The organism is Pseudomonas sp. P65(2024), assembly GCF_057480955.1.
Genome location: NZ_JBLIYX010000003.1, coordinates 85,798 through 98,470 on the forward strand (window position 1 = coordinate 85,798; position 12,673 = coordinate 98,470).

A 12,673-nucleotide genomic window follows, 5' to 3' on the forward strand; every position below is an offset into this window, starting at 1 on the left:
GACCTGTGGCACAGAGTTGCACTGCAGATTACGACAGTTGCTTGACCAAAAAATGACAGCGCCCCGGCGGGCGCTGCCAGCTTTTTGCAACCCGGCTCAGCGCGCCTCAGGCACGATGATCCCGGCCGGCGCCTCGGCCGCCCGGCGGCGGGCCACGCAGTAATACAGCACGCTCGGCACCACCAGGCCGATCAGCCACGACACATCCACGCCACCCAGGTGCGCGACCATGGGCCCGGTGTACAGCTTGGTATCGATGAACGGCATCTGCACCAGCACGCCGAAGGTGTACACGCCGATGCCCGGCCAGTTCCAGCGCCCGTAGCGGCCGTCAGGGTCGGCCAGTGCCGGGATGTCGTAGCGTTCCTTGGTGATGAAGTAGTAGTCCACCAGGTTCACCGCGCTCCATGGCACGAAGAAGGTCAGCAGGAACAGGATGAACGACTTGAACGCAGTGAGGAACGAATGCTGGCCGAGCAGGGCGACCAGGGTCGCAGCGCCGACGATACCAAGCACGAACACTAGGCGCTGGACCCGACTGATCTGCAGGTGACCCCGGAAACCGCTGATGATCGTGGCGATGCACATGAAGCTGCCGTAGCTGTTGAGGGTGGAGATGGTCACCTTGCCAAAGGCAATGCTGAAGTACAGCAGCGCCGCCGTGGTGCCGGCGCCGCCCAGGCCGACGATGTAGGCCACTTCGCGCCCGGAGAACTGGCCACCGGCGATGGCCGCGGCGAACACGCCGAGGATCATCGAGGCCTGGGCGCCGATCACCGAGCCCAGGCCGGCGGCGAGGAAGGTCTTGAGCGGCGAGGTATGGCTGGGCAGGTAGCGCGAGTAGTCGGCCACGTACGGGCCGAAGGCGATCTGCCAGGACGCCGCCAGCGACACCGCCAGCAGGAAGCTGGCCCAGCTGAAGTGGCGGTTGTCGAGCAACTGGCCGATGTCGGCGAGCATCAAGATGCGGCTGAACAGGTAGACGAAGGCGATGATCCCCAGCACGCTGGCCACGCGCCCGATCCAGTGGATCACCCGGTAGCCGGCCAGGGTCGCCAGCACGATCACCCCGGCGAAGATGAGAATACCGGCGCTGTCGCTGATGCTCAGCAACTGGCCGATGGCCTGGCCGGACAGCACCGTGCCGGTGGCGGTGAAGCCCAGGTACATCAGGCACACCAGGGCCATGGGGATGGCCGCGCCGTACACGCCGAACTGTACGCGGCTGGAGATCATCTGCGGTAGCCCCAGGCGCGGGCCCTGGGCGGCGTGCAGGGCCATCACCGCGCCACCGACCAGTTGCCCGAGCAGCAGGCCGATCAACGACCAGAACACATCGCCGCCCAGCACCACGGGCAAGGCGCCGGTGACGATCGCGGTAATCTGCAGGTTGGCTCCCAGCCACAGGGTGAATTGGCTGTAGACGCGTCCATGGCGTTCAGACTCGGGGATGTAGTCGATCGAGCGGCGCTCGATCACGGGTTTGCTGGACATCGGGGAGGGCTCCGCTTCGTTGTTTTTGTGAAAGGCGGCGGCTATCGGCGGGACGCAGGGCGGATGGCCGAAGCTCGATATGAGCATGTATATACAAGTCTGGTCAAGTGAAGCTTGCGCAGGTTTTTGTCGGTGTCGCGAGGCCATCACAGCCGACTGTTGCGCAAGGCTGGCGCGCAACTGTGCTGGTCCGAGGCAGCGCGATGCCCTTATGCTGTAACCAAATATGTCTATAACAAGCCTGAAGAAGGAATGCGTGCCATGCCACTCAAGGACCTGCTGATCGCCCTGGTGGTGATCATCGCCTGGGGCGTCAATTTCGTGGTCATCAAGGTGGGCCTCGACGGCCTGCCGCCGATGCTGCTCGGGGCATTGCGCTTTCTGCTGGTGGCCTTTCCGGCGGTGTTCCTGATCAAGCGTCCGAACTTGCCCTGGCGTTGGCTGATCGCCTACGGCGCGACCATCTCCCTGGGCCAGTTCGCCTTCCTGTTCCAGGCCATGGCCAGTGGCATGCCGCCGGGGCTGGCCTCGCTGGTGCTGCAGTCCCAGGCGTTCTTCACCCTGGGCTTTGCCGCGCTGTTCCTCGGCGAGCGGCTGCGCCTGGCCAGCGTGCTGGGCCTGCTGGTGGCCGCCGGCGGCCTGGCGGTGATCGGCAGCGAGGACAGTGGCCACGTGCCGTTACTCGCACTGCTGCTGACCCTGTGCGGCGGCGCCATGTGGGGCATGGGCAACATCATCACCCGGCGCTTCGGCAAGGTCGACCTGGTCGCCCTGGTGATCTGGGGCGGGTTGATTCCGCCGCTGCCGTTCCTGGCACTGTCCTGGTGGCTGGAAGGCCCCGAGCGCATCGGCCATGCCCTGGCCAACATCGGCTTAAGCTCGGTGCTGGCCCTGGCCTACCTGGCCTTCGTCGCCACCATGGTCGGCTACAGCCTGTGGAGCACTCTGTTGTCGCGCCACCCGGCGGGCAAGGTGGCGCCATTCTCGCTGCTGGTACCGGTGGTCGGCCTGAGCTCCTCGGCCCTGTTGCTGGGCGAGCGCCTGAGCGAGGCCCAGGGCTGGGGGGCGCTGCTGGTGATGCTCGGGCTGCTGATCAATGTGTTCGGGCCGCGGCTTGGGGTACGTCTGCGCGCGGCCACCGTGCGCTGAAACGCTGCTGTACAGCTGTCAGCGTTGAGCGAACGCCAGGTTGATGCCAAGCCCGGCGAACGAGGCGGCGAAGCTGCGGCGCAGCCAGGCCTGTACCTGGGGCGAGTCGATCACGGCGCGGCGGAACAGATGGGCGAGCAGGCCGTAGATCACGAAGACGACGAAGGTCATGGCCATGAACACCGCGCTCAGGCCGAGCATCTGCACGGTCGCGGAACCGGCCTGGGGGCTGATGAACTGCGGCAGGAAGGCGAGGAAGAACAGCGTCAGCTTGGGATTGAGGATGTTCAGCAGGCAGGCCTTGAGCACCAGCTGGCCGGCGGCGGTTGGAGTGGCCTGGGTGTCCACGGCGAAGGCCGCGCGATCGCGCCAGGTGGCATAGGCCAGGTACAGCAGGTAGGCGACGCCGGCGAACTTCAAGCCCTGGAAGGCCAGGGCGCTGGTGTGCAGCAAGGCCGAGAGGCCGAGCACCGAGGCCAGCAGGTGCGGGACGATACCCAGGGTGCAGCCGGTGGCGGTCCACAGGCAGGCGCGGCGCCCGGCCACCAAGGCGCTGGAAACGGTGAGAATGACCCCGCTGCCGGGAATCAGCACGATGATCAGCGCGGTAACGAGAAATTCCAGGCTCGGCATGAATGACAGCTCCTTGCAGTCGGGGGTGGATGCACTATACGCCCGGTGACAGCGGCTGCAACATGCCGTCCGGGCGCAGCGTGGCGAAGCGCTCGCGCAGCCATTGGTGCAACTGGGCCACCGCCGGGGTGAGCTGCTTGCGGTGCGGGCACACCAGGGTCACCGGGGTCAGCTCGCCGGGGTGTTCGGGCAGCAGGACCTCCAGCTCGCCGGCGGCGACATTGGCGCTGACATCCAGCCACGACTTGTAGACGATGCCTTCGCCTTCCAGCGCCCAGCGCCGGACCACATCGGCGTCGTCGCTGAACAGCGGCCCGCGCACCTGCACGGTGCGGTTGCCGAGCCGCCATTTGTCGTAGACCCGGCTTTGCTGCAGGTACAGCAGGCAGTCGTGCTGCTGCAGCTCGTCAGGGCTGCCCGGCCGGCCATGGCGGGCCAGGTAGTCGGGCGAGGCCACCAGCACCCGACGGTTCCACGGCGCCAGCGGCAGGGCGATGTAGTTGGCGTCCTCGTTCTGGCCGTAGCGGATGGCGACATCCACTGGATCGCGGTAGAGGTCGGCCAGCTGGTCGGAAAGGAACAAGCGCAGGCCGAGCCCCGGATGCTCGCGGCGAAACGCGCTGAGCCAGGGCCGCAACAGGTTGCGCCCCATGTCCGAGGGCGCCGCCACCTGCAGCACGCCGCGCAGGCAGCTGTGGCTGCCGTGCAGGTCCTCGCGACCCTGGCGCAGGGCGTCGAGCACGCGCTGGGCGGTGGGCAGGTACAGCTCGCCCTCGGCGGTCAGGCGCAGGCTGCGAGTGGTGCGGGCGAACAGGCGCACATCCAGTTCGCGTTCCAGGCGCTTGATCGCCGCCGCCACCTGGCCGGGAAGCAGGTCGGCCTCGTGGGCCGCGGCGGTGAAGCTGCCCAGGGCGCTGGCACGGGCGAACAGTTCGAGGTCGTTGATGCGCAGCATTTTCACTCCAGGGATGAAAGTGTTGCTGCATTGTGCTGGTTTTTCTTTACCGCCGGGAAGATAAGATGCGGCTCATTCACGATCCCTTTTAGGAATTGCCGTAGATGGATACCGTTGCCCTCGCCAAACGCCGTTACACCACCAAAGCCTACGACGCCAGCCGCAAGATTCCCCAGGCCACCATCGATGCCTTGCTCGAGCAGCTGCGCCACAGCCCGTCCTCGGTCAACTCGCAGCCTTGGCACTTCGTCGTGGCCGACAGCGCCGAAGGCAAGGCGCGCCTGGCCAAGGCCACCGACGAGCGTTTCGCCTACAACAGCCCGAAGCTGCGCGATGCCTCCCATGTGATCGTGTTCGCCGCCCGCACCAACATGACCGAAGGCCACCTGCAGGCGGTGCTGGCGCAGGAGGCCGCCGACGGGCGCTTCCGCACCGAGCAGGCCCGTGATGGCCAGGACCAGACCCGTCGCGGCTACGTCGACCTGCACCGCTATGATTTCAAGGACCTGCAGCACTGGATGGAGAAGCAGGTCTACCTGGCCCTGGGCACCGCACTGCTGGGCGCCGCCGCCCACGGCCTGGACGCCACGCCGATAGAAGGCTTCGACGCCAAGGCCCTGGACGCCGAACTGGGTCTGCGCGAGCAGGGCTTCACCAGCGTGGTGCTGCTGAGCCTGGGCTATCGCAGCGAGGAGGATTTCAATGCCGGGCTGAGCAAGTCGCGGTTGGCGGCGGCGGAGGTGTTTACTTTTCTGTGATTGATGGTAGGTAGGGCTGTACCTTGCAACTATCAGGTGAATAGCCGTGTCCTGGCTGCCACGCCCTCCATGCCGAACGAGATCAGTCTGGCTCTACGGCTGACCGATACTGTCGACCCCATGGGGCGTATCCTTCTCGATATCGGGAGTTTGAATTGGGCTCTTGGGCTGACGTTTAGAGGCACGGGTTTTCCTCTCCGGCCGTTTGCCAGGGCGTATGGCCCAGAGGTAGGCATTTTCCCGCAGCCTTTCCTGGATATGGGGGGGGTAATCGTCAACTGTGGTTAGTGCCGGGACGGGTTTTCCCGGCAGGCCGGCTTCACGGATAATCTTGGGCCATCGAGGCTTCCAGCACAGCAGGAGGCTCACCCAGTGGCCTGTTCCGATGATCAGGAAGGCAGGAGAGAGCAGCAGCAGACCGCACTTGATGACGCGTGGTGAACTGCGGAAGTAGTGGGTCAGGCCTTCGAACTGAGGCGTGAAGGCTTGCCAGGGCCAAGGGAAGTGCGAGGTGATGTGGGGGCGCGGTAGCCCCTCCGATCCGTCATCCATGAAGCGGCGGATAAACTCCCATTCGGCTTGAAGCTCCGCGAAATTATTGGCGGATTTGCCGACCCAGATCAGTTCGGGACGCAGTGTGCCAGTAAAAACGGGCGACCATGTGAGTTCCAGCGGCATGCCCATGCCACCTGGTGGTGCATACTTTTTATCAGAGCCGCTGGACGATACGCCGTTCCACGGGAGCGTGACGATCCCTCCGCAGTATGGCGGGCGGTGGAGGTAGACTTGTTGGGTGGTGCGGTTGAAGCGTATCAACAGGTGGCGTGATGTAAACATCTCAAAGCGTGTGAAACGGAAACCATACTTTAGGTAAATCCATAAAAGCCATGGATCCAAGCAGAGAAAGAAAATTGTGGTGATTAGGAGTTCTCCATACGGTTCACCTTGATAATTGTAGGCTAATGCGATTAATTCCTTAATGGAATCAGTGGTGAAATATAACTCGAATGTGATTACCGCTATGATTGCAAGGGAAAGGATGGTGATCAAGCCACGTTTGTCCTCCCACATGCCGCAGCGCATTTCGAGCACATGCTCGTTGTACACGTAGACTGGGCCACGGCTCTTTGGGGTTTCGCATACTGATTTTTTTGCAGCTGCAACGTATTCTTCGTCTTCGCTTTCGTAAACCCCTCTATTTTTGATTGTTTTGTTCTGTTTTTTAAAGGCTTCGCGTTTCTCTTTAGGGTGTATGGCTGCCAGCCATGAGAACCACTCAATAAAATACATTAGATCACCTCGCTCATGGCATTAAACAACGCTTTGAGCTCTTCGGCGTCCTTTAGGTATCCTTTGTCGGATGGTTTAAGGCGGAAACAGCATTTGCTACACCACTTCTCCAATGCGTCGTCATCGATAATGAGTAAGGTTACAGTGGTGCCTAATATAATAGCGCCGCCTATCCAGCTCAAGCGGCTCAGAAACATCATGGCGGCACGGTTGGCTGCCAATTCTGCGGAGAGTGTGGATAAAGTGGAGAATAAGCTGCTTTTCCATGTTTGATTGGCACTCATTGATAGCCATTGGAAAAACGCACTCGCTTTTGAAAACGCAATTCCTCCCTGCCCCAGAATTAGGGCAATCGTAGATACAGCTCTTGTCCTGTATGCTGCGGCAAGCATTGATTTGGATCTGATTTTTGCTTTCTTCGGCATCTGAAATGTCCCACGCAATACTGACAACGCCCCCCACCGTCGCCAACGCCGCCCCCCATAGCCGATAGCGCCCCAGGCTGATGTCCGCTCCCCGCGCAATCGCGCTGTTCCGCTCGACGCCCAGCAGGGTCTGTTCCGTCCCCACTGCCAGTAGCTCGAATCCCGCTGCCGCACTGGCCAATCCTGCGGCCACCACCTCGCTCCAGAAACGCCGGTCCTTGTCATCCCGCTGCCCCTGCAACAGGAGCAGTCCCGCCTCCAGCAGGAGCAGGCCACTGGCCAGCCGAAGCCGATAGAACGAATGAGCATGAGCGCCCTGCAACGTCTCCACATAGGCGCGATCAAGGCGTCGGACCATGGGGGCCGCCACCCGTCCTCGCGAGGGGGTGTCACCCTCGAGTGCGTGTTCACTCAGGCGCAGGTTGATGGCTTGCTCGCCCAGCGAGGCGATGAGGTAGGTGCCCAGGCGCCGGTATAGCAGGCGATCCATGTTGCCGGGGGCGCCGGCCTGCAGGCTCTGGCGCCCCAGTTGACCCAGCCAGGCCAAGGCCCCGGCGGTGTTGAGGGCGCTGTGCTGGGCCAGCTGGTCGAGGTGGCCGTCCACCCGGCTGAACTGCGAGGCGAGTTCCTTGGCGTACTTGAGCGAGGTGTCCACCTGCTGCCAGTGATCGTATTCCGGTGGCAGCGCTTGCAACGCCTGGCGTGTCTGCTCCAGCACCTCGGCAATGGCGCGCTGGTTGAAGACGAAGGAACGCAGGGCCAGGTTGTCGGGCGTCAGCGTGTCGGCATGCCACCACTGGGCGAGCAGCCGCGCCCCGGCTGGCACGCCCTCCATGCCGACCACGCTGAGCCCGGTCTGGTGAGCGAAGCACAGGCCGCTGCGCAGGTCGTTCTCGTCGTAGTAGGCCAGGGCCGCGAGCAGCTGCTCAGATTGCAGCCAGGCGAGGTGGTCGTCGGCCCGCACGTCGGCCAGGCGCTGCGCTTCGAGGCCGTGGGATTCGAACCAGGCCAGCTGGTCATGCATGGCCTTGAGGTCGACGTGTGGCAGGTAACGCGCCTCGAACTGCCGGGCGAACTCGCCGTTGTTCGCCCGGGCCTCAAGGTCCTGGCGCCTGAGTGCGCCTGCGGTATCGAGAATGCCTTCCTTGGCCTGCGCCCACCAGGCGGCCATCTGCGGGTTGGCGCCCTGGTCGGCACCGGCGAGGTGGGCGCGCATGGCCTCTTTGTGACGGTCGACCAGCGCGGCGACCTTGCGCTCACTGAATTGCTGATGCAGTTCGGTGAAGGCCTGGGCGACCAGCACCTTGTGCTCGTTGCTGGGGCCGGGTTTTCCCGCGACCGCCTCCGAGGCTTGCAGCCAATCCTTCAGGTGTTCCATGCCCGCGTTGCGCCAGGCATTGAGTTGCTGGGTGATGCCGATGGCATCTTCCACCACCACCGCGATACCACGGGCTTCGGGTTTGCCGGCAACCGGGCCCAGCATGTACCGGGCCGCCGTTAGCGAGTGGACGCTGGTTTCACTGAACAGCTGGTTGTCCAGCAGCTTGCGCAATGAGCTGTCGGTTTGCGCAGCGAAATCGGCGACCAGGTCCAGTTGGTCATGGCGCAGCACATAGGGCCTGGGCGTCGGGCAGCCAAGGCCGGTGAAAGCGGCAACATCCACGGCCGGCAGCCTGTCGCGTCGACGCAGCAGTTGCTGCTGGGCCGCTTCGGTCAACGGGTCGGGGCTGTAGAACAGGCGCAGCTCGGCCAGGTCTTCGAGGTCATGGACGTTGAACGCCAAGGCCGTGTTGCGAATCATGTCGCGCAGGGTGTGGACATCTGTGGCGTCTGGCTCGGACTGCCCGGGGGCAACCAGCGACAAAGAACCGTTCGCCGCAATGCGATAGGGCGGGTGCAGGCTGTGCTGCCCGCTGCGCTTGCGTTTCTCCATGACATACAGGAAACCTTGGCGCAGTGGCCGGATGGCATAGTTGGCCTGCTGGAGCGTGGCAACGCTGTAGGGATGGCGCAGGTGATCGGGCAGGGTTGGCAAGCGCAGGCGCTGGCCGGTAGTGCCGGCAACGGCCGCATAGCGCAGGGGCAGGATGGTGAAGGTGCGCGTGCAATGGACGGCGGGCCCGCTGGCGAAGGGGGCCTCAAGGGCCTCGCAGGCTTGCCGATTGATTTCGAGCAGTTTGTTGAAGTCGAACATCCGATGTCCTCAGCGAAGCTGTTCATGCAGGCGTGTTAGTACCGAGCCCGTGGCTGTTGCAGCCAGCCACGGGCGACGTTACGCAGACCTGAAACACTAGCGAGGAACGGATTGAGGGTGGTCGACAGGGCTTCCCAAGTCCGCGTAGGACGTTTCTCTGATTTTCCCTTTCAGGGCTATTTGGCAGCATTCGCTTACAGTTCTTGGGAGAACCTGCCTGAGGATGCCCCCATGCCGAAGCCCGCGAGCAGATCGACCCCCGCATCGCCAGCCTTGCCGACCGGCGTGGTCCGCACCTGGTCCCGGGTCAGGGCGCTGATCCACCATGCCGGGCTGCTCAATGCCAGTCTCAAGGGCGACACCCGCCGGGCCATCGACCTGTATGAGGACGAGTGGCTCGACGAGCAGGCATTCATCGCGCTGGTGCTCAACCTGGGGCAGTCCTGAATCACCACCCAGGCCTTGCGAGGGAGCAGTCGAGCGTTACACCGCCCGGGTGTTGACCAGGCGCACGCCCAGGCCGATGAACAGCGCGCCGGTGGCGCGCTTGAACCAGGCGGCCAGGGGCGAAGCCTTCAGGCGCAGGCCGAAGCGCCAGGCGGTGAAACAGTAGAAGGAATGCACCAGGCAGACGATCAGTGCGCCGCTCAGGTACATCGCCGCGAACTGGCCGAAGATCGGCCGCCCAGGCTCGAGGAACTGCGGCAGGAAGGCGCAGAAGAACACCAGGGTCTTGGGATTGCTCACCGAGACCAGGAAGGCCTCCACGGCGATCCGCCATTGCGTCTGGGGTGGCGTCGCGACCACCTGGGCCGCCGGGGCGGCGGGGCCTCCTTTACCCAGCAACTGGCGCAGGCCGAGGTAGATCAGGTAGCTGGCGCCGGCCAGCTTCAGCACCAGGAACGCCGTGGGCAGCGAGATCAGCAGGGCGCCCACGCCCATGGCCACGGCGGTGATCGTCAGCAGTTGCGCGGTGAGGTTGCCGAACAGGGTCATGCCCATGCCGGAGGGGCCGTAGCGCAGGGCGTTGCGCACCGTCAGCAGGACGTTGGGGCCGGGGATCAGCGAGGTGAGCAGGTAGGCGAAGGAGAAGGTCAGCCAGAGGTGCAGGGCCATGGGGGCGCGTCCTTTGCGCGGGGAAAGTCGAACAATGCCAGCAATCGGGGCGGGCTGCCATGGGTACTACGCCAACCTGGAGCGGCCTTGCCGAGGCGTCGGACCGGTCGGAAAGGGCTGCGCAGCAGCCCCGGGATTTCAGCATTGTTGCAAAGATCGCCGGGGCCGCTTTGCGTCCCTTTCGCGACGCAAGGCCGCTCAGAGAGATCACGCCAGTTGAGAAATCTCCGCAAGACAATTGATCCCACGCTCTACGCCCCAGACTCAGACCTAGACGTCAGCGCGGCAGGCGCCCGCTGACGAAGTGCGCCACATCGTTGAACCCGGGTGTCGAGGCATGGCCCGGCGTCACCAGCGAGTCGATGAACGCTTCGTCCTCCGCCGTGATCTTCACTGCCAGCGCGCCGGCATAGGTGTCCCACTGCGCCTCGGTGCGCGGCCCGACGATGGCCGAGCTGACCAGGCGGTTGTTCAGCACCCAGGCGATGGCGAACTCGACGATGCCCACGCCCTTGGCCTCGGTGTAGGCATGGATCTTCTGGGCGATGGCCAGCGACTCCTGGCGCCATTCCACCTCCATGATGCGCTTGTCCTGGCGGCCGGCGCGGCTGCCTTGGTCCGGGGTCGAGCCGGGCGCGTACTTGCCGCTGAGCACGCCGCGGGCCAGCGGGCTGAACGGCACCACGCCCAGGCCATGGTAGGCGGCGGCGGTCAGTTGCTCGGGCTCGGCCTGGCGGTTGACGATGTTGTACAGCGGCTGGCTGACCACAGGCTTGGCCACGCCGAGCTTCTCTGCCAGGTTGCAGATCTCGGCGATGCGCCAGCCACGGAAGTTGGACACGCCCCAGTAGCGGATCTTGCCCTGGGCCAGCAGGTCGCCGATGGCGCGCACGGTCTCTTCCAGCGGTACGGTGTGGTCCTCGCGGTGCAGGTAGTAGATGTCCAGGTAGTCGGTGCCCAGGCGCGTGAGGCTGGCCTCGATGGCGTTGAACAGGTGCTTGCGCGACAGGCCGCTGCGGTTGGGCACGCCATCGACCGGGCCGTAGCCAGCCTTGGAGGCGATGATCCAGTCGTGGCGGTTGCGCGCCACCGCCTCGCCGACGATCTCCTCGGAACGGCCGCCGTTGTAGACGTCGGCGGTGTCGACGAAATTGATGCCCTGGTCCCAGGCCTTGTCGATGATGCGCAGCGAGTCTTCGGTGCTGGTCTGCTCACCGAACATCATGCTGCCCAGGGTGAGGGCCGAGACGTGCAGGCCGGAGCGGCCGAGGGGGCGGTAGATCATTGCGAGTCATCCTTTCCTTACAGTGTGGGTGAACTTGTTTTACACAGTTCACCTCGGTATTGAAAGCTCGCGGTGGCCAAGGCAAGGCGTGCGCTCAGGGCGTCGGCAGGCCGAGCAGTTCACGCCTTGTCTCCAGGGCAATGGTTGCATAACCCTTGCCGGTACCCCGGTTGTGCAACCCATGGTCATGCTGGGCCGTCACGTCTTCCCAGCATTCGATCGACAGCAGCTGGCAGTAACTGCTGTCGGTCTCGAGCTCGAAGTCTATGAAGCGTTCGGTATCGGTCAACAGACTGCCCGTCAGGCTGGCCATGCCGGGGAAGTCGAACTCAAGGTCCAGCAGCAGGGAGCGTGTCCAGTCGATCCCGTGGCTTTCGGCGACGCGTAGCAGGGCAGGCGGTACCTCACGGGTGAGCCAGGGGCGTGCCGACTCTCTGATGCGATGGGCAGTGAGCAGGTTTTGCTCCTGCACATTGAGTTGTCGTTTCCTGAGCAACCGCTGGATATCCAGGGAGCGCGAGTTCATCCGTCGGCCCCGCTGCGGCCGAGGGCCTGCAGAAAGTCCTGTTCGCCGTCTGCCTGCCACCAAGGGATGCGAACCTGGCCGCCTTGTTGCCGAAGTTGGCGCAGCAACGACAGCAGGGCGTCGATTCGAGGCGCATCCCAGTCAGGCCCCATGCGATAGTCCAGTGTCAGGCCGTGCTTGCAGACCATCACGCCCAGGTCAGGGAGGGGCTGGCCATCGATGTTGATACCCTTCGCCAGTACATGAAACGGTTCGACGACACCGTCACTGACACGTGAGGCATCCTGTGGGCCGGTAAAGGGCGTTTCGCACCCGCTTGCCTTGTCCCATAAGCTGCCGCAGCCCACCCTCGCACCGAGGGTGAACAGGCGTGCGAATGCGCTCGGCATGTCCGCGCTCCGGGCAAAGTAGAGCTCGATTTCCGGCAGTGTACCGTCGTCATGGCTGAAGTAGCCTGCCAAGGGGGGCGCTTGTGGCGTCTCTACATGCAATACCAGTTCGATCGAGTCTTCACGTAACCCCGCAAGTTTTTCGCTCTGAATTCTGCTGATGACGAATCGTGAGCCAGGGCGAGTTTCGGCAGGCATGGAAAAACCGTTGGCCAGCCGCTGTCTGAGCGCTTCGGTGAAGGTGATTTGAAGCATGTCTTCATTCAGTGCCAGGAACGCCTCTCGCCGATCACAGGAAACTCGCAACATCGTGCAGGTTCCCGTGGCAGAGCGAAGCGCGAGTTGCGCGTGGCTGCCAGGTCGGCATCGGCGCATTGTCCGTGCCAGGTTGTTGAATGCCTGGGTACTGGCAAAGAGGTGGGCCTGGTGTTCGTGCCAGTCGAAGTGCACTGGATCAAT

12 protein-coding genes are annotated in these 12,673 nt (G+C 63.8%); 3 read left to right on the top strand and 9 right to left on the bottom strand.

Annotation, left to right across the window (positions count from 1 at the left end; genetic code table 11):
• Positions 1 to 96: 96 nt before the first annotated feature.
• The gene (locus tag AC25MA_RS05765; protein ID WP_486971861.1) at positions 97 to 1,494 is read right to left on the bottom strand and encodes a purine-cytosine permease family protein; all 1,398 of its coding nucleotides are present in this window, start codon (positions 1,492 to 1,494) and stop codon (positions 97 to 99) included.
• A gap of 261 nt (positions 1,495 to 1,755) precedes the next feature.
• Here AC25MA_RS05765 and AC25MA_RS05770 point away from each other — a divergent pair, with 261 nt between their 5' ends.
• Positions 1,756 to 2,643, top strand: a complete 888-nt coding sequence (locus tag AC25MA_RS05770; RefSeq protein WP_069017238.1) for an EamA family transporter — start codon at positions 1,756 to 1,758, stop codon at positions 2,641 to 2,643.
• A gap of 18 nt (positions 2,644 to 2,661) precedes the next feature.
• On the opposite strand, the gene AC25MA_RS05775 is transcribed toward AC25MA_RS05770, so the two are convergent.
• Both AC25MA_RS05775 and AC25MA_RS05780 read right to left on the bottom strand, forming a co-directional pair.
• Complete coding sequence (locus tag AC25MA_RS05775) at positions 2,662 to 3,276, bottom strand: LysE family translocator (RefSeq protein ID WP_028691788.1); 615 nt, start codon at positions 3,274 to 3,276, stop codon at positions 2,662 to 2,664.
• Between the two features lie 34 nt (positions 3,277 to 3,310).
• Positions 3,311 to 4,231 (bottom strand): LysR family transcriptional regulator, encoded by a 921-nt coding sequence (locus AC25MA_RS05780; RefSeq protein ID WP_088852897.1) that lies wholly within the window; start codon positions 4,229 to 4,231, stop codon positions 3,311 to 3,313.
• 104 nt (positions 4,232 to 4,335) lie between these two features.
• Here AC25MA_RS05780 and nfsB point away from each other — a divergent pair, with 104 nt between their 5' ends.
• Positions 4,336 to 4,989: an oxygen-insensitive NAD(P)H nitroreductase gene (gene nfsB, locus AC25MA_RS05785; protein WP_028691787.1), complete on the top strand. Its 654-nt coding sequence runs from the start codon at positions 4,336 to 4,338 to the stop codon at positions 4,987 to 4,989.
• A gap of 93 nt (positions 4,990 to 5,082) precedes the next feature.
• Here nfsB and AC25MA_RS05790 read toward each other — a convergent pair whose 3' ends face one another.
• Both AC25MA_RS05790 and AC25MA_RS05795 read right to left on the bottom strand, forming a co-directional pair.
• Positions 5,083 to 6,279: a DUF6708 domain-containing protein gene (locus tag AC25MA_RS05790; protein ID WP_486971862.1), complete on the bottom strand. Its 1,197-nt coding sequence runs from the start codon at positions 6,277 to 6,279 to the stop codon at positions 5,083 to 5,085.
• 120 nt (positions 6,280 to 6,399) lie between these two features.
• The gene (locus AC25MA_RS05795; RefSeq protein WP_486971863.1) at positions 6,400 to 8,898 is read right to left on the bottom strand and encodes a T6SS effector BTH_I2691 family protein; all 2,499 of its coding nucleotides are present in this window, start codon (positions 8,896 to 8,898) and stop codon (positions 6,400 to 6,402) included.
• A gap of 231 nt (positions 8,899 to 9,129) precedes the next feature.
• On the opposite strand from AC25MA_RS05795, the gene AC25MA_RS05800 reads away from it, so the two are divergent.
• Entirely contained in the window at positions 9,130 to 9,345 is a 216-nt protein-coding gene (locus AC25MA_RS05800; protein ID WP_028691715.1) for a hypothetical protein, read from the top strand.
• A gap of 36 nt (positions 9,346 to 9,381) precedes the next feature.
• Here AC25MA_RS05800 and AC25MA_RS05805 read toward each other — a convergent pair whose 3' ends face one another.
• The 4 genes from AC25MA_RS05805 to AC25MA_RS05820 form a co-directional block, all read right to left on the bottom strand.
• Positions 9,382 to 10,014: a LysE family translocator gene (locus AC25MA_RS05805; protein WP_182325016.1), complete on the bottom strand. Its 633-nt coding sequence runs from the start codon at positions 10,012 to 10,014 to the stop codon at positions 9,382 to 9,384.
• 277 nt (positions 10,015 to 10,291) lie between these two features.
• Positions 10,292 to 11,299: an aldo/keto reductase gene (locus AC25MA_RS05810; protein WP_062360838.1), complete on the bottom strand. Its 1,008-nt coding sequence runs from the start codon at positions 11,297 to 11,299 to the stop codon at positions 10,292 to 10,294.
• 94 nt (positions 11,300 to 11,393) lie between these two features.
• Complete coding sequence (locus AC25MA_RS05815; RefSeq protein WP_486971864.1) at positions 11,394 to 11,825, bottom strand: hypothetical protein; 432 nt, start codon at positions 11,823 to 11,825, stop codon at positions 11,394 to 11,396.
• Positions 11,822 to 12,664: a hypothetical protein gene (locus AC25MA_RS05820; protein ID WP_486971865.1), complete on the bottom strand. Its 843-nt coding sequence runs from the start codon at positions 12,662 to 12,664 to the stop codon at positions 11,822 to 11,824. Before AC25MA_RS05820 ends, AC25MA_RS05815 begins: the two co-directional genes overlap by 4 nt.
• Positions 12,665 to 12,673 lie beyond the last annotated feature (9 nt).